Origin of the sequence: Microbacterium sp. (assembly GCF_047602155.1) — a bacterium.
Classification (GTDB): domain Bacteria; phylum Actinomycetota; class Actinomycetes; order Actinomycetales; family Microbacteriaceae; genus Microbacterium.
In genome coordinates this window covers 74,914-94,709 of the sequence record NZ_JASGHZ010000001.1, presented here as the reverse complement: position 1 = coordinate 94,709, position 19,796 = coordinate 74,914, and the positions used below count along the sequence as shown (strand labels likewise).

Here is a 19,796-nt window from a genome sequence, read left to right as displayed (position 1 = left end):
GCCCACCCCCGGACGGGGATCAGCCGATGGCGGCTTCGAGGTCGCTGACCATCGTCGACCAGGTCGAGGCGGGGTCGGCGCCCTTGATGATCTGCACCTGAGCGGCGTTCCAGAGATCCCAGACCGAACCCATCTCGGGGATCGAGGGCATCGGCACGCCGTTCTTCGACGACGCGAGGAAGCCGGCGATCACCGGGTCGGAGGAGACCTCGTCGGCCAGGTCGGTCCACGCCGGGATGCGCGGGTCGGCCTCGTACAGCGCCTTCTGGGCGTCGTAGGTGGCGAGGTAGGTGGTCAGGAACTCCTGCGCGACCAGCTGGTTCTTGCTCTGCGAGCTGATGTAGAAGCCCTGCACGCCCACGAACGGCGCCGCCGTCTCGCCGCCGGCCGACGGGATCGGGTTCACCTTGATGTTGACGCCCTGCGCGGTCAGCGTCGCGACGGCCCAGGGACCCTGGACCGTGTAGGCGGCCTTGCCCGAGGCGAACAGCTCGTTGTTGGTGTCGTAGTCGATCGTCGTGGAGATGAAGCCGGTGCCGGTCTCGCCGTTGGCGCCGAGCCACTGCGCGAACGCGGTGCCCGCATCGCCGCCCATGCCGACCTCGGAGGTGTAGCTGCCCGAGGCATCCTGCTGGAACACCGGGGCGCCGAACGAGGTCTGGAAGCCGTACATCGTGTAGGCGTCACCGGTCTGGCCGCTGGTGTTGATCACGAACGGACGCTCGGCGCCCGCGGCCTGTGCCGTGGCGATCATGTCGTCGAAGGTCGCGGGGGCGTCCTCGCCGACGAGGTCGGTGTTCTGGATGAGCGCGATCGTCTCCAGCGAGTACGGCAGCGCGTACAACTGGCCGTCGTAGGTCATGGCGTCCAGCGCAACCTGCTCGAACTCGCCGGCGACATCGCCGAGGTCGATCGTCGAGACGACACCGGCCTGCACCAGGGCGCCGAGCCAGTCGTGCGCGCCGATCGTGATGTCGGGCCCCTCGCCGGTGGGGACCTGGTTGATGAAGTCGTTGCGGATGTCGTCGAAGTTCTTCTGGACGAGCTCGATCTTGCCGCCCGTCGCGTCTTCGAACGCCTTCGCCGCGGCCGTGATCGCCGGCTCGCGGTTCGCGTCGGTCCAGACCGTGAGGGTCACGCCGCTCGCGTCGATCGCGTCGTCGGTGTCGGAGGGCTCGGGGGAGCTGCTGGAGCAGCCCGCGAGCAGCAGGGTGGCGGTCGCGATCGTCGCGACGCCGATGGCCATCTTGCGCATGGTTCTTCCTTCTGTTGTGGTGTGGCAGTTGTTCTCAGCGTGGTGATCGGACGACGGCGACGTCGCCCCCTGTCACCGTCAGGGTTCCCTCCGCGACGGTGCCTGTCAGCAGGTCCGTCCCGGAAATCGTCAACGTCTGGGCCGCGGTCGTGTGGTTGATCACGGTGACGTAGTCGGCCTCGTCGCCGCGGCGGCGGATCACCTCGACGCCGGCGGGCACGGCGCTCGGGGCCAGCCCCGCATCGGCGTAGACGGCGTGCAGGATCGCGGCCAGCCCCGCGGCGCCCGGCCGCGTGCTCACGTACCAGGCCGTCCCGGCGCCGGAGACGTTGCGCGTCACGGCGGCCCCGCCCGCGGCGGGCCCGTCGAGGGCGATCGCGCGCGGCTCGGCGGTGGTCAGCACGAGATCTTCCTGCCAGACGTCGGCGGGGTAGGTCGAGTCGTCGAAGACGATCGGCGCGACATGCCCGGCGCGCAGCGGCAGGTGCTCTTCGACGCGCAGCCCGAGCGTCGCCGCGAGGGGCGCGCCGAAGCCGCCGGCGTGCACGGCGTCGTTCTCGTCGACGATGCCGCTGAAGTACGAGACCACGAGGGTGCCGCCGCCCCCGACGAACGCGGAGAGGTTGTCGGCATCCGCCGTGGTCAGCAGGTACTGCGCGGGCGCGATCACCAGGCGGTAGCCCGAGAGGTCATGACCGGGGAGGGCGAAATCGACCGTGATGCCGTCGCGCCACAGCTGCGCGTAGAAGGCGCGCACGCGCTCGGCGTAGTCGAGGTCTTCGCTGGGCCGCCACTCCAGGTCCTGCGCCCAGAACGACTCGTAGTCCCAGAGGATCGCGACGTCGGCGTGCACGCGCGAGCCGCGCACCTCGCCGAGCCGACCGAGCTTCGCGCCCAGCGCGGTGACCTCGCGGAACACGCGCGAGGCGTGGCCGGCGTGCGGCAGCATCGCCGAGTGGAACTTCTCCGCTCCCGAACGGGAGGCGCGCCACTGGAAGAACAGGATGCCGTCGGCCCCGCGCCCGAAATGCGACAGGGAGTTGCGGGCCATCTCGCCGGGGCGCTTGGCGACGTTGCGCGGCTGCCAGTTGACGGCCGAAGTGGAGTGCTCCATGAGCAGCCACGGATTGCCGCCGGCGACCGAGCGGGTGAGGTCGGCGGCGATCGCCAGCCCGATCTCGCCGTCTTCGTCGGCGGCCCAGAGGTAGTGGTCGTCGGAGACGATGTCGACCTCGGCGGCCCACTTCCACAGGTCGCAGCCGTTGTGCTGGTTCGCCATGAAGTTGGTCGTGACGGGGCGGTCGCTGTGCGCGCGGATCGCGTCGCGCTCGGCGATGAAGCACTGCCGCAGCTGGTGGTCGGTGAAGCGCGCGTAGTCCAGGCGTTGCGCGGGGTTGACGACGCTGGCCGCCGCCGCGGGGGCGCCGACGTGCTCCCACTGGCCGTAGTGCTGGCCCCAGAACGCGGTGCCCCACGCCGTATTGAGCGCGTCGAGCGTGCCGTAGCGTTCCTGCAGCCAGCCGCGCCACGCGCGTACGGCGTGTGCCGAGAAGTCCTCGCCCACCGGCACGCCGTATTCGTTGTGCACGTGCCAGAGCACGACGGCGGGGTGGTGGCCGTACCGCCGGGCCAGTGCGGTCGCGACGCGCACGGCGGCCTCGCGATACGCCGGGGCGGAATGCGAGGCCATGCCGCGCGCGCCGAACCCGAGGGCGACGCCGTCGCGCGTGACGGGGCGGGCGTCGGGGTGGTTCGCGAAGAACCAGGCCGGGGGAGAGGCCGTCGGGGTGCCGAGGTCGATGGAGATGCCGTTCTCGTGCAGCAGCCCGATGACCTCGTCGAGCCACGCGAAGTCGAACTCGCCTTCGCGCACCTCGATGAGGCCCCAGGCGAAGATGCCGATGCTGACGAGGTTGACGCCCGCCGCGCGCATGAGCGCGACATCCTCGTGCCAGACCTCGCGGCTCCACTGCTCGGGGGTGTAGTCGCCGCCGAAGGCGATGCCGGAAAGCTCGGGCCAGCGCAGCGCGGGCCTGCGAACGTCCGACAGGGGGGTGGCGCTCATCCGTGGGGTTTCCTCATCGTCCCTCGCGTGCACTGTGACCGGTCACAGCTTCGCGTCGATCATACGCAGACGATCCGCGGGAGGCGGGGTTTCGTTACCCAACTGTGACCGGTCACAGGTTTTTCTCCGGTGTCCAGTAGAGTCGGCTCTCGTGGGATCCACCGACAGCACCCGAAAGCCGACGATCCGCGACGTCGCGGCCGTGGCCGGGGTCTCGCACGGCACGGTGTCGCGCGTGATCAACGGCGGGCACTGGGTGTCGCCCGAGGCGCGCGCCGCCGTCGAAGAGGCGATCCGCACGACGGGTTACACCGCCAACCACGCCGCCCGGAGCCTCGCGACCGGCCGTTCGGGCTCGATCGCATTCCTGCTCACCGAGCCTCAGCACCTGCTGTTCTCCGACCCCACGTTCGCGCTGCTGCTGCGCGGTGCCACCGCGACGCTCGCCGAGCGCTCGATGACGCTCGTGCTGCTCATCGCCGACACTCCGCAGGAGCGGGCGAACGTCGAACGCTACGTCCGCGCCGGGCACGTCGACGGCGTGCTGCTGGTCTCGTCGCACGAATCCGACTCGCTGCTGGCCTCGCTCGTCGCCGCCGGCGTGCCGACGGTGTGCACCGGCATCCCGATCGGCGCCGAGGCGACGGTGCCGAACGTCGCCGTCGACGAGGCCGGGTCAGCGCGGATGATGACGCGCTACCTCATGGACCGGGGGCACCGGCGCATCGCGCTGATCGCCGGGCCGACCGATACCCCCGGTGGCCGGTTCCGCCTCGTCGGGTTCCGTGACGAGCTGGGCGACCGCTTCGATCCGCAGCTCGTCGAACACGGCAGCTACGAGAGCGTGAGCGGGGATGCCGCCATGACGCGCCTGCTCGAGCGCGCGCCCGACATCGACGCCGTCTTCGCGGCGAGCGACGTCATGGCCGTCGGCGCGATCGCGGCCCTGCGCCGCGCCGGCCGGCGCGTGCCCGAAGACGTCGCCGTCGCCGGATTCGACGACTCCGGCCTCGCCGCGACGCATCAGCCGCCGTTGACGACCGTGCGTCAGCCCTGGGCGCAGATCAGCTCGACGATGGTCGACATGCTCCTCGACGTCATCTCGGGCACGCCCCGCGAGGCCGTCGCGCTGCCGACGACCCTCGTCGTGCGCGCGTCGGCGTGACCGGCGTCACACGCGAGGGAGGCGGCATCCGTCCCCTCTAGAATCGTCGGGTGAGTTCAGGCCAGTCTTTCTACATCACGACGCCGATCTACTACCCGAGCGACCTGCCGCACATCGGTCACGGGTACACGTCGGTCGCCGTCGACGCGCTCGCGCGCTGGCACCGCCAGGCGGGCGACGACACCTGGATGCTCACCGGCACCGACGAGCACGGCCAGAAGATGCTCCGCGCCGCCGCCGCCAACGGCGTCACGCCGCAGGAGTGGGTCGACCGGCTCGTCACCGGTTCGTGGTTCCCGCTGCTGGAGACCCTCGACGTCGCCAACGACGACTTCATCCGCACGACCCAGCCGCGCCACGAAGAGCGCGTGCAGCAGTTCGTGCAGGCGCTCTATGACCGCGGCCACATCTACGCCGGCGAGTACGAGGCGCTGTATTGCGTGGGCTGCGAGGAGTTCAAGCCCGAGGCGGAGATCGTCGACGGCACCGGTGCGTTCGAGGGGCTCAAGGTCTGCGCGATCCACTCCAAGCCGCTGGAGCTGCTGCAGGAGAAGAACTACTTCTTCAAGCTCAGCGAGTTTCAGGATCGCCTCCTCGAGCTGTACAAGACGGTGCCCGACTTCGTGCGCCCGGAGTCGGCGCGCAACGAGGTCGTGTCGTTCGTGCGCAGCGGACTGAAGGATCTGTCGATCTCGCGGTCGGCGTTCGACTGGGGCATCACGGTGCCGTGGGATCCCTCGCACGTCATCTACGTGTGGGTGGATGCCCTGCTGAACTACGCGACCGCCGTGGGATACGGCACCGACCCCGAGCAGTTCGCGCGGCGCTGGCCCGCCTACCACGTCGTCGGCAAGGACATCCTGCGCTTCCACGCCGTCATCTGGCCGGCCATGCTCATGGCTGCCGGGCTCGACGTGCCGCGCGGCGTGTTCGCGCACGGCTGGCTGCTCGTGGGCGGCGAGAAGATGAGCAAGTCGAAGCTCACCGGCATCGCGCCGACCGAGATCACCGACGTGTTCGGGTCGGACGCGTACCGGTTCTACTTCCTGTCGGCGATCGCGTTCGGTCAGGACGGCTCGTTCTCGTGGGAGGATCTGTCGGCGCGTTACCAGGCCGAGCTCGCCAACGGCTTCGGCAACCTCGCCTCGCGCACGACCGCCATGATCGAGCGGTACTACGAGGGGATCGTGCCCGTCGCGGGCTCGTACGCGGACGGCGACCTTGCCGTGCAGCGGGTGGTGGCCGATGCCGCCTCCGCCGCCGACGCGGCGATGGAGCGGTTCCGGCCCGACGAGGCGATCGCGGCGATCTGGACGATCGTCGATGCCCTCAACGCCTACATCACCGACAACGAGCCCTGGGCGCTCGCGAAGGGCTCGGCGCTGGCGAAGGACGACGCGCAGGCGAAGGACGACGCGCAGCGCGCGCGCCTGGGCACCGTGCTGTACACCGCCGCCGAGGGTCTGCGCGCGCTCGCCGTGCTGCTGAGCCCGTTCATGCCGGAGGCGACCGAGAAGCTCTGGGTGGCGCTCGGACACGCGGGCCGGCTCGTCGACCAGCCGCTGCGGGACGCCGGCCAGTGGGGTCAGCTCGTGCCCGGCACGTCGGTGAACGGCCTCGCTCCGCTGTTCCCCCGCGTCGAGCAGGACGCGTGATCCCGCCGCGCCGCGCCCCGCTGCGCTTCGCCCCGCTGCGCTTCGCGCTGCTGAAATCGGCACGCGCTGTTGAAATATGCACAGCGCGTGCTGATTTCGACAGCGCGAGCAGGGGGGTGGCCCGGTGACCGACCCGTCGAACTACGTCCGCGAACGCGAGAAGGGCTCGCGCGATGTGACGTACCCGGCCGCGCCCGAACCGCTGGCCGTGCCGGTGTACGACAACCACACGCACCTGGAGATCGCCGACGGTCCCGACGGCGGGCTGGGCCTCGACGAGCAGCTGGCGCGTGCCGCGGACGTGGGCGTCGTCGGGGTCGTGCAGGCCGGCGGCGACATCGAGTCGAGCCGGTGGTCGGCGTGGGCGGCGGCAGCGCACCCCCGGGTGCTGGCGGCCGTGGCCATCCATCCCAACGAGGCGCCGGCATATGCCGCACAGGGAATACTCGACGACGCCATCGCGGCGATCGACGAGCTCGCCGCGCAGCCGCGGGTCCGGGCGATCGGCGAGACGGGGCTGGACTTCTTCCGCACCGATGAAGCCGGCATCCCGTCGCAGTTCGAGAGCTTCGAGGCGCACATCGCACTGGCGAAGAAGCACGACCTCGCGATGCAGATCCACGACCGCGACGCGCACGACGCCGTGCTGGAGACCCTCGAGCGGGTCGGGGCGCCCGAGAAGACCGTGTTCCATTGCTTCTCCGGGGATGCCGGCATGGCTCGCATCGCCGCCGACCGCGGCTACTGGCTCTCGTTCGCCGGCAACGTCACCTTCAAGTACGCGCAGAACCTGCGCGATGCGCTCGCCGTGACCCCGCGCGAGCGCATCCTCGTCGAGACGGATGCGCCCTTCCTCACTCCCGTGCCGCATCGCGGCCGCCCGAACGCGCCCTACCTCATCCCGGTGACGGTGCGGTTCATGGCCGCCGAGCTCGGCATCGACCTCGACGAGTTCTGCGCACAGCTGGCCGCCAACACCCTGGAGGTCTACGGCTCGTTCGCGGGCTGACCGGCGTCACCCGCCGCCGTCACCGCCGCCGCCATCACCGCCGCCGCCGTCGCCCCCGCCGAAACCGCCGCCCCCGTCGCCCCCGCCATCGATCGTGTGGGTGAAGTCGACGAACGCGCTGTCGAACGAGTCGAACGCGCCGCTGTCGTCTCCGACCCAGCCGACGGTGCCGTCCCCGGGGAACCACACCGGCGCGACGCCCTCGGCCGCGTAGCGCAGCTCGAGCGCCCGGGCCCAGTCGGAGGCCATGCCGAAGAGCACGGCGTACGGCAGCAGCCGTTCGTACAGGTGCACCACCGTGACCTCGCCATCGGCCCTGCGCTCGGCGGTGCCGTGGCTTTGCAGCATGCGGATGCGATCCTCCTCGGCAACCGAGATGAACTCGCGCACCCCCTGGAGGTGGAGGTAGGCCTCGGTGCCGCGGGGGGGTGTGCACGATGCGCTCGGCGACCGCGAAGAACCCGAGCGCGACGCCGGCCAGGGCGGCGAGGTAGACGGGGATGCTGTCGGCGGGGCTCAGATTCGCGGCGTGGCCGAACATCGCCATGAGCGGGAGGACGGGCACGGCGGACGCGAAGGCGATGGCGCCCAGGATCACCGCCGCACGGGGCCGGGTCCGGATGAGATACCCGCGCTCGATCGCCTCGCTCTCCGCGCAGGCGACGAGGAGGTGCAACTCGTGGGCGAGTGCCGGGTCGGGGCCGCTCATGACCTTCTTCAGCCCCGCCGTGTCTCCGCCGAAGAGTGTGACGAGCGTCTTGCGGTCGAGAGGGTCACCGACCCGCTCCGGGTCGGTCAGGCGCAGCGTGGTGGTCGCCCCGTCTCGCCCGTGCCGTGCGACGTTCTCCTCCACTGTCAGCGCACCGCCGACGGCGAGATGGACGATCTGAGCCGAGGCGCGGCGGCGACGTATCCGCAGGATGGGCCCGGCGATGAGCGGAGGAAGCTCCGGGGGCACGCTGTAGCGGGCGATGACGGTTCCCGTGCGGCTGCGCCGTGCCGTTCGGGCGCCGACGAACCACCCCGCCGAGCCCGCGATGAGCGCACTGGCGACGAGCGCGGTGAGGGCGATGACCAACATGCCTTCAGAATAGGGGCGCCGTGGGAGCGGCTGCGAGCTCAGCGGGTGGTCGCGCCGCGGACGATGTCGAACGGCAGGTCGATCGAGAGCAGCCCGGGCGCAGTGGCCGCGGGGCCGGCATCCGCGGGTGGATCGCCCCCCGGGTCGCCGAGGTCGAGCGCCCCGAACAGCACGTCGGCGGCCCGCTCGGGGTACAGGCGCACGTGCGTGATCGCGAGGCGCTCGTCCAGCGCCCCGTCGCCGGTGCACAGGGTGAGCAGCTGCAGGTCGCGGGGGATCACGAGGCCGAGGGTTTCCAGGTGCAGATAGATCTCCGGACCCTCTTCGCAGTAGGCGAAGATCGCGTCGGCACCGGCGTCGAGCAGTTCGTGCACGGCGGGGATGAGCCGGCGCCGCCCCGCGTCGACCCGGGCGACGAGGGGCGCGCGGCCGTTGAGGGCGCTCCAGGCGAGGTAGGCGCTCTCGCCGACCTGGTCGCGCGGCACCTCGCTGTCGTCGACGAGGAATCCGATGCTCGCAGCGCCCGCCCCCGCCAGCAGCCCGAGCCCCGCGCGCACGGCGGCCGCGTAGCCGGTGCGGATGGTGAGCCCGCCCGGCACGGACAGATCGCTCGCCGCGACCGGGATGCCGGCGGCCACCGCCTCGCGCAGGATCGCCCGGTCGTCGGCCGGGTCGGGGAAGTACAGGGCGTCCAGCTGCGCGCCGGTGAGCAGGTCGGGGCGCGTGTCGGGCAGCACCGTGACGGTGAACCCGCGCTGCGCGCCGGCCTGCACGAGGGCGTCGAGCTGCCGGGCGCGGTGCAGGGCGCGGCGGCCGTCCTGCAGCGAGCCGCCCGCCAAGACGAACCCGACCGTCATCGTGCGGCCGCTGCGCAGCGCCGCCGCGTGCCGGTTGGGCGCGTAGCCGAGCTCGGCGGCGATCGCCTTGATGCGCTCGCGGGTCTCGGGCCGCAGGCTCCCCCGGTCGTTGAGGGCCTGGCTCGTCGCGGCCGTCGACACGCCCGCGCGCGAGGCGACGTCGCGGAGCGTGACCCGGCTCATGACGAGTCCCCGGATGCCGTCGGCTCCGCGGCGCCCGCCCGGTCCGCGGGGAGCACCGTCCGCACGGCGTCGGCCCACGCCGCCCCCGCGCCCGTCGCCGCCAGGCCGTGCCCCTGCGCGATGAGCCCGTGCAGCAGCACGCCGGCGAAGTGCCGCAGCGCCGCCTCGACGTCGGCGGAGGCCGCGCCTCGAACCCGCTCGAGCTCGCCGTCGAGCACCGCCTGCACGTGCGCGCGCAGGTCGACGACGGCGGGCGAGACCTCGTGCACCCGGCGCGCCATCGCGTGCCGCATCGCCGCGGTCTGCACGATGAGGTGCGCCTCGCCGAGCGTCGCGAGGTCGTCGATCGGCGCGTGTACGCGGATCGTGTCGAGGTCGAGCAGTTCGACGCCGGGCAGCGAACGGATGCCGGGGTCGACGTTGCGCGGCATCCCGAGATCGACGATCAGCTGCGTCGAGGTGCATGCGCGCCGGGCCCGGGCGTGGTCCTCCGTCGTGACGGCGTAGGTGTCGGTCGTGGTGGTGCAGGTCACGATGACGTCGGCGTCGGCGAGCTCGGCGTCAAGGTCCGCGGCTTCCACGGTCGTGAGGTGCTCGCGGCGCGCGAAGCGGTCGTTGCCCGACCGCGAGTGCACGCGGATGTCGACGGCCCCGACGGCGCGCAGGGCGGCGAGGGATGCCGCCGCGTACCGGCCGGTGCCGATCAGCAGCACGCGCGCCCGCTCCCATGCGCCCACGCGCGAGCCGGCGAGCTCGATCGCGAGCCGCACCAGGGAGCGGCCCGATTCGCCGACCTGCGTGGAGTTCTTGACGGCGCGCGAGGTCTCGGTGGCGCGCTGGAAGAGGTGCTCCAGCGGTGCGGTCGACACGCCGTCGCGGCGCGCGGCGTCGAGCGCGCGGCGCACCTGACCGGCGATCTCGTCCTCGCCGACGGCGACGGAGTCGAGCCCGGATGCGACGGCGAACAGGTGCCGCGCGACGCGGTTGCCGTGCGCGAAGTCGACGGTCTCGCGCACGTCGCGGAAGGGCAGGTCGGCAAGCTCGGCGAGGCGCTGGACGGCGGCATCCATCGCCGGCACCGGTGAGACGTCGTCGGGGCCGTCGGCCAGGTCGAAGTACGCCTCGAAGCGGTTGCAGGTCGACAGCACGACGGCGCCGCGGATCGTGTCGTGCGCACCCGTCAGCTCGGTCGCTGCGGCCTCGCCGACCACCGACAGGCGCTCCAGCGCCTCGAGCGGCGTGGTGCGCTGGTGGGCGGTGAGGCAGACGAGCACGGGAGCCTCTCGTTCGGGATCGGTTCGGATCGGCGCTAGGATTCTCGAGGAAGTATAACGATTAACTCGGAGCATCATCATCTCTTCGCACGCTGACGTCGCACCTTCTCGCCTGATCCGGGCTCTGCGCGGCGACCGTCCCGAGGTCACGCCCGTGTGGTTCATGCGGCAGGCCGGGCGCTCGCTGCCGGAGTATCGCGCGCTGCGCGCGCGGGGCACGATGCTCGATGCCTGCCTCGACCCTGCGCTGGCCAGCGAGATCACGCTGCAGCCGGTGCGCCGGCACGGTGTGGACGCCGCCGTCTTCTTCAGCGACATCATCGTGCCGCTGGCCCTCGTCGGCGTCGACGTGCAGATCTCCGCGGGGCGTGGCCCGGTCTTCGCCCGCCCGGTGCGCACGGCGGCCGAGGTCGCGGCGCTCGTGGCGACCGATCCCGCGCTCGTCGACGAGCGCGGCGAGGCGATCGCGGATGCCGTGGCCCGCGCGACCGCGATGCTCGCCGAGGTGTCGGCCAAACGCGGCGAACAGATCCCGCTGATCGGCTTCGCCGGCGCGCCGTTCACCCTCGCGGCCTACCTCGTCGAGGGCGGCCCGTCGAAGGATCACCTCGCGGCGCGCAGCCTCATCCACTCCGACCCCGCCGCCTGGCGCGACCTCGTCGCGTGGCTCGCCGAGGTGACGGGGCGCTTCCTCGCCCTGCAGATACGGGCGGGGGCGGCGGCCGGGCAGCTGTTCGACTCGTGGGCGGGCGCGCTCGCGCCGGAGGACTACCGCCGCGCGGTGCTGCCGGCATCCGCCGCGGCCCTCGCACCGGCGCGCGCCCTGGGCGTGCCCCTCATCCACTTCGGCGTCGGGACGGGCGAGCTGCTCGCCGACATGGCCTCGATCGGCGTGGATGCCCTCGGCGTCGACTACCGCGTTCCGCTGGATGCCGCCGCTGCGCGTGTCGGGCGCGATGTCACGCTGCAGGGCAACCTCGACCCGGCCGTGCTGTTCGCGCCCGAGCCGGTGCGCCGTGCGGCGGTGGACGCCGTCCTGACGGCGGGCCTCGCCGCGCGTGCGCACGTGTTCAACCTCGGCCACGGCGTGCCGGCGGACACCGACCCGGCGGTGCTGTCGGGCCTCGTGCGGATGGTGCACGACTGGCGCCCGCCGGAGGCCGCATGAGCGCGGGGTGCGACACCGACGTCGCGATCGTCGGCGGCGGCGTCGCCGGCCTCACGGTCGCGCGCGACCTCGCCGCGGCCGGCGTCGGCGTCGTGCTGTGCGAGGCATCCTCTGAGGTCGGCGGGCTGCTGCGGCGCGGGGTCGTCGCGGGGCGGGACGTCGACCTCGGCGCCGAGTCGTTCGCGACCCGCACCGACGCGGTCGCCGAGCTGGCCGCCGAGCTCGGCCTGCCCACCGTGACGCCCCGCGCCGGCGGCGCCTGGATCGCCGTCGCGACCGAGGACGGGCCGCGGCGCCTGCCGCTGCCGCAGCGGACGATCGTCGGGATCCCCGCCGACCCGCGTGCCGCCGACGTCGTCGCGATCATCGGCGCGGATGCCGCCGCCACCGCCGCGGGCGAACCACTCCTGCCCGTGTCGGGCGACGACGTGTCGGACGATGCCGCACGCGAACCGTCGCTGCACGACCTCGTCGAGCGGCGCCTCGGCCCCCTCGTCGCACGGCGGCTCGTCGACCCGCTGTGCCGCAGCGTGTACTCGCGGCCGGCGTCCGACGTGCGCCTGTCGCAGGTCAATCCCGCGCTGTGGCGCGAGTTCGCCGCCCGCGGATCGCTCGTCGACGCCGTGGCCGCCCTGCTGCGCGCACGATCGGACCGGGGCGTGCGCGCCGGTGCCGCCGTCGCCGGGATCGCCGGCGGGATGTGGCGGCTGCCGCAGGCGCTCGCCGCCGCGGCCGCCGCGCACGGCGCCGACCTGCGCACGGGCGTCGCCGTAACGGCGGTCGAGCCCGCGACGGGGCCGGCGACCGATGGCGTCGTCGTCGTGCACACGACGGCCGGCCCGCTGCGGGCGCGCCGGGTCGTCGTGGCCACCGGTCCCGCGGCGACGGCATCCCTCCTCGGCGTTCCGGCGTTGGCGCTGCCGGCGGTGTCGGCGGTGCTGGCGTCGGCGTCGTCGGTGCTGACGGCGGTGTCGGCGTCGGCGCACCGCGGGCGCGGCGAAGTTGGCGCAAATGGGGGTGTCGGGGTGCCTTTGGGCCCGGATTGTGCCAACTCGACGCCGGGCGGGCGCGTCGCGGGTGGCGAAGTTGGCGCAATTGGGGGTGTGGGGGTGCCTTTGGGCCCGGATTGTGCCAACTTTGCGGGCGGCGATGGCGGCGGGCGCGGCGCGCACGGGGAGTGCGGCACGCCCGGCGGGTGCGGTGAAGTGGACGCAAATGGGGGTGTGGGGGCGCCTTTGGGCCCGGATTGTGCCAGCTTTGCGGGCGGCCATGGCGGCGGGCGCGGCACGCACGGTGAGTGCAGCACGCCCGGCGGGCGGGGCGAAGTTGGCGCAAATGGGGGTGTGGGGGTGCCCTTGGGCCCGGATTGTGCCGACTTCGCGGGCGGGGTTGCTTCCGGGGATTCGCAGAACGAGCCGGGGCGCATCCGCGTCGTGGTCGCGGCGATCGCGCATCCCGGGCTCGACGCGTTCCCGGTCGGCGCGGGCGTCATCGTCGACCCGGCCCTGGACACCGCGGCGAAGGCGCTGACGCACGTGACGGCGAAGTGGGAGTGGGCGGGCGCCGCGGCGCGCGGCATCCACCTCGTCCGCCTGTCGGCGCGCGACGCGGATGCCGGCACCCTCGCGACCGCCGCCGACGTCGCCCGCGAGACGAGCCTGCTGACCGGCGTCGACCTCGCGCCGGAGGACGTCCGTGACCTCGTCGTCCATGAGTGGACGGATGCCGTCGCCCTCGGACCGTTGCCGGGCGCGACGCTCGGCCGTCTCGCCCAGAGCGGGATCGAGCTCACCGGCGCCGTCGTCGCCGGCACCGGGCTCGCCGCCGTCGTGCCGCACGCCCGCGCGCTCGCCGCGCGGCTCGGGGGCGAGCTCGTCGGCCCTTCTCCCTCTTCCACCTCTCGACAAAGGAGCATCGCATGACCGCACCGACCGATAGCGCCGAGGTGAACCCCGTCGGGTTCACGCTGTTCGCGATCCTCGCCGGTCCCCGTCCGCGCGGCGCCGCCCCGGATGCGGCCGCGCTCGACGAGCTGTCGGCCGTCGTCGCCGGCCTCGAAGCAGGCGGCGTCGTGGTGCGCGGGCTCTACGACGTGACCGGCATGCGCGCCGACGCCGACCTCATGGTGTGGCTGCACGAGCGGCCCGGCAAGGCTCCCGGCGACGAGAGTCCCGAGGCGCTGCAGCGGGCGCTGCGGGCGCTGCGCCGCACTGCGGCGCTCCGGGACTTCACGTGCGAGTGGAGCGTCATGGGCGTGCACCGCGAGGCGGAGTTCAACAAGCGGCACATCCCCGGGTTCCTCCGCGGCGAGCGCGCGCGCGACTGGCTGTGCCTGTACCCGTTCGTGCGCAGCTACGAGTGGTACCTGCTGCCCGACGACGAGCGCTCGGCGATGCTCGCCGACCACGGCCGCAAGGGCGCGGCGTTCCGCGACGTCGTCGCCAACACGGTCTCGACGTTCGCGCTCAGCGACTACGAGTGGCTGCTGCCGCTGGAAAGCGACAACCTCGTCAGCCTCGTCGACCTCATGCGGGCGCTGCGCGCGACCGACGCGCGTCGGCACGTGCGCGAGGAGGTGCCGTTCTACACCGGACGGCGCATCGAGGTCGAAGACCTCGTGGAGGTGCTCGGCTGATGACCGCGCAGTCCACGACCGCCCAGACCACCCCCGCCCGGGCGAAGGTCGCCCCGGCATCCCGCCCCGCCTTCGTCGCCGACGGCGCGGTCGTGCCGTCGGGCACCGCCGCGACCCGGGGCGGCGCGCCGTACGCGACCGTTCCGGTGGACTACGACGCCGTCCTGCTGCTGGGCTTCGGCGGGCCGGAGGGGCAGGACGACGTCATCCCGTTCCTGCGGAACGTCACGGCGGGGCGCGGCATCCCCGACGAACGCCTGGAGGAGGTCGCGCACCACTACCGCCACTTCGGCGGCATCTCGCCGATCAACGAGCAGAACCGCGTGCTGCGCGCGGCGCTCGCCGCCGACCTCGCCGCCCGCGGGCACGACCTGCCGGTGTACTGGGGCAACCGCAACTGGGCGCCGTACCTCGACGAGGCGCTGCAGCAGGCGTACGACGACGGGCATCGCACGATCCTCGTCATCGCCACGAGCGCGTACAGCTCCTACTCGTCGTGCCGGCAGTACCGCGAAGACCTCGCCGACGCGCTGGAGGCGACCGGGCTCGAGGGGCTCGTCGAGATCGACAAGGTGCGCGACTTCTTCGATCACCCGGGGTTCGTGACGCCGTTCCTGGAGGGCATCCGCGAGGGGATCTCGGCGCTCGCCGAGCGGGGCGTCACCGACCTGGCGAACGACGTCGAGATCCTGTTCTCCACGCACTCCATCCCGACTGCGGATGCCGACCGCTCCGGTGCGCCGGAAGACGGTTTCGGCCCCGGCGGGGCGTACCTCGCGCAGCACCTCGCCGTCGCCGAGCACATCGTGGCCGAGCTCGGCGCAGCGGCGCCGTGGCAGCTGGTGTTCCAGAGCCGGTCGGGCCCGCCACAGATGCCGTGGCTCGAACCCGACATCAACGACGTGATCGCCGAGCTTCCGGCGCGCGGGCGCAGGGCCGTGCTCATCGTGCCGCTCGGGTTCGTGAGCGACCACATGGAAGTGCTGTGGGATCTCGACACCGAAGCGCTGCAGACCGCCGCCGAGCACGGGATCGTCGCCGTGCGCACGGCGTCGCCGGGCGCCCACCCCGCCTTCGTCGCGGGGCTCGCCGACCTCGTCGAGGAGCGCCTGCACGGGGCGCCGCCCGAGGAACGTCCGCACCTGACCGCCCTCGGCCCGGGCTACGACGTGTGCCGTCCGGGATGCTGCGAGAACACCCGCCGCGGTTTCCGCCCGGCCCTCGCCGGGGTCGCTCCGTGACCGACCCCGCCGCACCCCTGCGCCTGGGCACCCGCGCGAGCCTGTTGGCGACGACCCAGTCGGGGCTCGTCGCCGAGGCGCTGCGCGCCGCGAGCGGGCGGGCGGTCGAGCTCGTGCCGATCACGACGGCGGGCGACGTCCTCACCGGGCCGCTCGCGCAGCTCGGCGGCACCGGCGTCTTCGTCGCCGCCCTGCGCGACGCGCTGCTGCGCGGTGAGTGCGACGTCGTCGTGCACTCCATGAAGGATCTGCCGACCGGCGAGGTCGAGGGCTTGCGCATCGGCGCCGTGCCCCCGCGCGCGTCGGTGCGCGACGCGCTGTGCAGCCGCGACGGCCGCACGCTCGACGAACTGCCGGCCGGCGCGGTCGTCGGCAGCGGGTCGCCGCGTCGCGTCGCCCAGCTGCTGCAGCGCCGACCGGATCTCGTGGTCCGCGGCATCCGCGGCAACGTCGACACGCGCCTGCGCAAGGTCGACGACGGCGAGTACGACGCGACGGTGCTCGCCGAGGCCGGGCTCGCCCGCATCGGGCGCACCGACCGGATCGCGCAGGTCTTCTCCTGGCCGACCTCGGCGGGGCAGGGCGCGCTCGCGGTGGAGGTGCGCGACGGCGATGCGATCGCGGACGTGGTCGCGTCGATCTCCGATCCGAATGCCGAGGCCACCGCGTTCTGGGAGCGCGCCGTGCTCCGCCGCCTGGAGGCCGGCTGCGCCGCCCCGGTGGGCATCTCCGCGCGGATCCTCCTGGACGGCCGGTCGCCGCGTTTCGTCTCGGACGCGCTGCGCGCGTCCTCGCGGGGCGACCGGGGGGACGACGGCGGGTCTCAACTCCCGGTCGTTGAGCGAGGCCCGCAGGGCCGAGACGAAACGCCGGTGCTCCTCGTCGCCGAGGTGTACTCCCTCGACGGCGCGCGCAGCGTACGGGTCGAACGAACGGTGCCGTTCGCGCAGGCTGCCGATGCGGATCGCCGTGAGCGCATCGCCGCCGACGTCGTCGCCGAGCTGCTGGATGCCGGGCGCCAGAGCTCGCCGACCTCGCGGGGAGTTCGCGGTGAGCGAGACGCTGAGCGAGACACTGGGTGAGGCGCTGAGCGGTGCGCTGCGCGGCGCGCGCGTGCTCGTGCCGCGCGGGGGCGCGTGGGGCGCCCGCGTGGCCGCGGAGCTGACCCGGCGCGGCGCCGAGGCCGTCGTCGCACCGCTCATCGCCGCGGCGCCGCCGCGCGATGCCGCCGCCCGCGACGCCGCCTTCGCCGCGCTCGCCGCGGGCCGCTACGACTGGCTGTTCGTCACGAGCGCGGCGAGCGTCGAGCAGCTTGCCGCGGCGGGCATCGCGATCCCGGCGACGACGCAGGTCGCCGCCGTCGGGCAGGCGACCGCCCGCGCGTTCGCCGACCACCCCGAGCTGCGCGCCGAGGTCGCCTTCGTCCCCGTCGGCACGTCGGCGGCGGCCACGCTGGTCGCGCAGTGGTGCGTGGGGCGGTCGCCGGCATCCACCGGCCGGGTGCTCGTGATCCGCTCCGACCTCGCGACCGCCGTCGTCAGCGACGAGCTCGAGCTGCAGGGGTTCGCGGTCGACGTGTGCATCGGCTACCGCACCGTCGGCGTCGATCTGCCCGCGTCCGTCGTCGCCGACCTGACCTGCGGCCGTATCGACGTCGTGCTGCTCACGTCGCTGAGCGTCGGGCGCGAGCTGCGCCGCCAGGTGGGCGCGCTGCCGGCATCCGTCCTCGTCGCCTCGATCGGCCCCGGCACGACGCGCGACGCGCAGCGCCTCGGCTTCACGGTCGGGCACACCGCGCACTCCCAGAGCGTCGACGCGCTGCTGGCCGAACTCGACGCGCCCGTCCCGCCACCGGAGGTACTGCCATGACCGCCTTTCCCGTCCGCCGCCCGCGGCGGCTGCGCCAGACGGCGGCCCTCCGCCGCCTCGTCGCCGAGCACGACCTGACGCCGCGCCGGCTCGTGCTGCCGGTGTTCGTCAAGGAGGGCATCGACGCCGCGCAGCCGATCGCGAGCATGCCCGGGGTGAGCCAGCATCCGCTGTCGGCGCTGCCGGACGTCGTGGAGCAGGCCGTCGCGGCCGGGCTCGGCGGCGTCATGCTGTTCGGCGTGCCGGCGGTGCGCGACGCGGTCGGCAGCGGGGCCGTCGACCCCGACGGCATCCTGAACCGCGCGATCGCGGTCGCAGCCCGCATCGCCGCCGGTCGGCTCACGGTGCAGGGCGACCTCTGCCTTGACGAGTTCACCGACCACGGGCACTGCGGCGTGCTCGCTTCGGACGGCACCGTCGACAACGACGCGACGCTCGAGGTCTACGCGCGCATGGCGCTCGCGCAGGCCGAGGCCGGTGCCGACATCCTGGGCCTGTCGGGCATGATGGACGGCCAGGTCGCCGCCGTCCGCGCCGCGCTGGATGCCGCCGGCCGCACCGACGTCGTCCTGCTCGCGTACGCGGCGAAGTACGCGTCGGCGTTCTACGGCCCGTTCCGCGACGCCGTCGAGTCGACGCTGACCGGTGACCGCCGCACGTACCAGCTCGATCCGGCGAACGGCCGGGAGGGCGTGCAGGAGGCGCAGGGCGACATCGACGAGGGCGCCGACGTCGTCATGGTCAAACCGGCCGGTCCCTATCTCGACGTGCTCGCACGGGTCGCAGACCTCTCGCCGGTGCCGGTGTGGGCGTACCAGGTGTCGGGGGAGTACGCCATGATCGAGCACGCGGCCGCGGCCGGGCTCATCGACCGCGAGCGGGCGATCGGGGAAAGCCTCGTGGGGATTCGCCGCGCGGGCGCCGACGCGATCCTCACGTACTGGGCGCTCGAGGTCGCCGGGTGGCTGCGCGCCGGGAGGAGCCTGACATGACCAACGATGACCTGTTCGCCCGCGCCCGGGCCGTCATCCCCGGCGGTGTCGACTCGCCCGTGCGCGCCTACGGCTCGGTCGGCGGCACGCCGCGGTTCATCGTCTCGGCCGCCGGCCCCTACGTGACGGATGCCGAGGGCGACCGCTACGTCGACCTCGTCGCGAGCTGGGGGCCGGCGCTTCTCGGCCACGCGCACCCCGCCGTGGTCGACGCGGTCGTGGCGGCGGCCGGCCGCGGCCTGTCGTTCGGCGCGCCGACGCCGGCCGAGGCCGAGCTCGTCGAGGAGATCGTGCGGCGGGTGAACCCTGCCTCCGGCGTGCGCACGGTAGAGAAGGCGCGCCTGGTCTCCACCGGCACCGAGGCCACCATGACCGCCATCCGGCTGGCGCGCGGGGCCACCGGTCGCGACCTGCTCGTGAAGTTCGCGGGGCACTATCACGGACACTCCGACGGGCTCCTCGCCGCCGCCGGGTCGGGGCTCGCGACGTTCGCGCTGCCGGGGTCGGCGGGCGTGCCCGAGGCCGTCGCGGCGCAGACGCTCGTCGTGCCGTACAACGACCGCGAGGCGCTCGCCGCGGTCTTCGCCGCCCATCCGGGCCGCATCGCCGCTGTCATCACCGAGGCCGCGGCGGCGAACATGGGCGTCGTGGCGCCGGCATCCGGGTTCACGACGTTCGTCGCCGGCCTGTGCCGCGCCGAGGGCGCGCTGCTCATCAGCGACGAGGTGCTCACCGGGTTCCGCGCGGCGCCCGGCGGCTACGCGCAGGTGCTGCGCGAGGCGGGGGAGGAGGTCGTCCCCGACCTCGTCACGTTCGGCAAGGTCATCGGCGGCGGGCTGCCCGTCGCCGCCGTCGGCGGGCGCGCCGAGGTCATGGACCTGCTCGCCCCGCTCGGCCCGGTGTACCAGGCCGGGACGCTGAGCGGCAACCCCGTCGCCGTCGCGGCGGGGCTCGCGACGCTGCGCCACGCCGACGAGGCCGCCTACGCGCGGCTGGCGGCGGCATCCGAGGTCGTGTCGGCGGCGGTCGGCCGTGCGCTGGATGAGGCCGGCGTACCGCACGTGATCCAGCGCGCCGGCACCCTGTTCAGCGTCTTCTTCGGGGCGGATGTCGCCGGCGGCGTGCCCGACTACGGGGCCGCGCAGCGGCAGGATGCCGCAGCCTACGGCCGGTTCTTCCACGCCATGCTGGATGCCGGGGTCTCGCTGCCCCCGTCGGCCTTCGAGGCGTGGTTCCTCACCGCGGCGCACGACGACGAGGCTCTGGACCGGGTGCTCGCCGCGCTGCCCGGGGCCGCCCGGGCCGCCGCGTCTGGGTAGCGGGCCGCCGCGTCCTGGGTACCTGCAG

16 protein-coding genes are annotated in these 19,796 nt (G+C 73.5%); 11 read left to right on the top strand and 5 right to left on the bottom strand.

Annotated features, from left to right (window positions below; genetic code table 11):
- Nucleotides 1-19: 19 nt before the first annotated feature.
- Both QM720_RS00435 and QM720_RS00430 read right to left on the bottom strand, forming a co-directional pair.
- Complete coding sequence (locus QM720_RS00435) at nt 20-1,255, bottom strand: sugar ABC transporter substrate-binding protein (RefSeq protein ID WP_415124012.1); 1,236 nt, start codon at nt 1,253-1,255, stop codon at nt 20-22.
- A 34-nt stretch (nt 1,256-1,289) separates the two neighbouring features.
- A complete protein-coding gene (locus QM720_RS00430; protein ID WP_415124010.1) occupies nt 1,290-3,320 on the bottom strand; it encodes a beta-galactosidase in 2,031 nt (676 codons plus the stop codon).
- 151 nt (nt 3,321-3,471) lie between these two features.
- Here QM720_RS00430 and QM720_RS00425 point away from each other — a divergent pair, with 151 nt between their 5' ends.
- From QM720_RS00425 to QM720_RS00415, 3 genes are all read left to right on the top strand, one after another.
- A complete protein-coding gene (locus tag QM720_RS00425; protein ID WP_415124008.1) occupies nt 3,472-4,485 on the top strand; it encodes a LacI family DNA-binding transcriptional regulator in 1,014 nt (337 codons plus the stop codon).
- Nucleotides 4,486-4,535: 50 nt separating this feature from the next.
- Nucleotides 4,536-6,140, top strand: a complete 1,605-nt coding sequence (gene metG / locus QM720_RS00420; protein ID WP_415124006.1) for a methionine--tRNA ligase — start codon at nt 4,536-4,538, stop codon at nt 6,138-6,140.
- A gap of 124 nt (nt 6,141-6,264) precedes the next feature.
- Nucleotides 6,265-7,149 carry a TatD family hydrolase gene (locus tag QM720_RS00415; RefSeq protein ID WP_415124004.1) on the top strand — a complete coding sequence of 295 codons (885 nt, stop codon included), beginning with the start codon at nt 6,265-6,267 and terminating at the stop codon, nt 7,147-7,149.
- Between the two features lie 6 nt (nt 7,150-7,155).
- On the opposite strand, the gene QM720_RS00410 is transcribed toward QM720_RS00415, so the two are convergent.
- The 3 genes from QM720_RS00410 to QM720_RS00400 all read right to left on the bottom strand — a co-directional run bounded on the left by QM720_RS00410 (nt 7,156) and on the right by QM720_RS00400 (nt 10,544).
- Nucleotides 7,156-7,497 (bottom strand): hypothetical protein, encoded by a 342-nt coding sequence (locus tag QM720_RS00410; RefSeq protein ID WP_415124002.1) that lies wholly within the window; start codon nt 7,495-7,497, stop codon nt 7,156-7,158.
- 771 nt (nt 7,498-8,268) lie between these two features.
- Complete coding sequence (locus QM720_RS00405; RefSeq protein WP_415123999.1) at nt 8,269-9,270, bottom strand: LacI family DNA-binding transcriptional regulator; 1,002 nt, start codon at nt 9,268-9,270, stop codon at nt 8,269-8,271.
- Nucleotides 9,267-10,544 carry a glutamyl-tRNA reductase gene (locus QM720_RS00400; protein ID WP_415123997.1) on the bottom strand — a complete coding sequence of 426 codons (1,278 nt, stop codon included), beginning with the start codon at nt 10,542-10,544 and terminating at the stop codon, nt 9,267-9,269. Before QM720_RS00400 ends, QM720_RS00405 begins: the two co-directional genes overlap by 4 nt.
- A gap of 112 nt (nt 10,545-10,656) precedes the next feature.
- Between QM720_RS00400 and hemE the strand changes: the two genes are divergently transcribed.
- From hemE to QM720_RS00360, 8 genes are read left to right on the top strand one after another with little or no spacing between them, the layout of a single operon-like run.
- The gene (hemE, locus tag QM720_RS00395) at nt 10,657-11,712 is read left to right on the top strand and encodes a uroporphyrinogen decarboxylase (RefSeq protein WP_415127755.1); all 1,056 of its coding nucleotides are present in this window, start codon (nt 10,657-10,659) and stop codon (nt 11,710-11,712) included.
- Nucleotides 11,709-13,634, top strand: coding sequence for a protoporphyrinogen/coproporphyrinogen oxidase (locus tag QM720_RS00390; protein ID WP_415123995.1), 1,926 nt, complete (start codon nt 11,709-11,711; stop codon nt 13,632-13,634). The genes hemE and QM720_RS00390 overlap by 4 nt, the downstream gene beginning before the upstream one ends.
- A complete protein-coding gene (gene hemQ / locus QM720_RS00385) occupies nt 13,631-14,347 on the top strand; it encodes a hydrogen peroxide-dependent heme synthase (protein WP_415123993.1) in 717 nt (238 codons plus the stop codon). The genes QM720_RS00390 and hemQ overlap by 4 nt, the downstream gene beginning before the upstream one ends.
- The gene (locus QM720_RS00380) at nt 14,347-15,588 is read left to right on the top strand and encodes a ferrochelatase (protein ID WP_415123991.1); all 1,242 of its coding nucleotides are present in this window, start codon (nt 14,347-14,349) and stop codon (nt 15,586-15,588) included. Before hemQ ends, QM720_RS00380 begins: the two co-directional genes overlap by 1 nt.
- Nucleotides 15,585-16,670, top strand: coding sequence for a hydroxymethylbilane synthase (gene hemC / locus QM720_RS00375; RefSeq protein WP_415123989.1), 1,086 nt, complete (start codon nt 15,585-15,587; stop codon nt 16,668-16,670). The genes QM720_RS00380 and hemC overlap by 4 nt, the downstream gene beginning before the upstream one ends.
- A complete protein-coding gene (locus tag QM720_RS00370) occupies nt 16,639-17,457 on the top strand; it encodes a uroporphyrinogen-III synthase (RefSeq protein WP_415123987.1) in 819 nt (272 codons plus the stop codon). The genes hemC and QM720_RS00370 overlap by 32 nt, the downstream gene beginning before the upstream one ends.
- The gene (hemB, locus tag QM720_RS00365) at nt 17,454-18,449 is read left to right on the top strand and encodes a porphobilinogen synthase (protein WP_415123985.1); all 996 of its coding nucleotides are present in this window, start codon (nt 17,454-17,456) and stop codon (nt 18,447-18,449) included. Before QM720_RS00370 ends, hemB begins: the two co-directional genes overlap by 4 nt.
- Nucleotides 18,446-19,768, top strand: a complete 1,323-nt coding sequence (locus tag QM720_RS00360) for a glutamate-1-semialdehyde 2,1-aminomutase (protein ID WP_415123983.1) — start codon at nt 18,446-18,448, stop codon at nt 19,766-19,768. The genes hemB and QM720_RS00360 overlap by 4 nt, the downstream gene beginning before the upstream one ends.
- The last annotated feature ends 28 nt before the right edge of the window (nt 19,769-19,796 follow it).

Bases quoted from the DNA above. Each gene is read 5' to 3' on its own strand.
- QM720_RS00435 (WP_415124012.1), bottom strand. From the start codon at position 1,255: ATGCGCAAGATGGCCATCGGCGTCGCGACGATCGCGACCGCCACCCTG.
- QM720_RS00430 (WP_415124010.1), bottom strand. From the start codon at position 3,320: ATGAGCGCCACCCCCCTGTCGGACGTTCGCAGGCCCGCGCTGCGCTGG.
- QM720_RS00410 (WP_415124002.1), bottom strand. From the start codon at position 7,497: ATGCTGCAAAGCCACGGCACCGCCGAGCGCAGGGCCGATGGCGAGGTC.
- QM720_RS00405 (WP_415123999.1), bottom strand. From the start codon at position 9,270: ATGAGCCGGGTCACGCTCCGCGACGTCGCCTCGCGCGCGGGCGTGTCG.
- QM720_RS00390 (WP_415123995.1), top strand. From the start codon at position 11,709: ATGAGCGCGGGGTGCGACACCGACGTCGCGATCGTCGGCGGCGGCGTC.
- hemQ (WP_415123993.1), top strand. From the start codon at position 13,631: ATGACCGCACCGACCGATAGCGCCGAGGTGAACCCCGTCGGGTTCACG.
- QM720_RS00380 (WP_415123991.1), top strand. From the start codon at position 14,347: ATGACCGCGCAGTCCACGACCGCCCAGACCACCCCCGCCCGGGCGAAG.
- hemB (WP_415123985.1), top strand. From the start codon at position 17,454: ATGACCGCCTTTCCCGTCCGCCGCCCGCGGCGGCTGCGCCAGACGGCG.
- QM720_RS00360 (WP_415123983.1), top strand. From the start codon at position 18,446: ATGACCAACGATGACCTGTTCGCCCGCGCCCGGGCCGTCATCCCCGGC.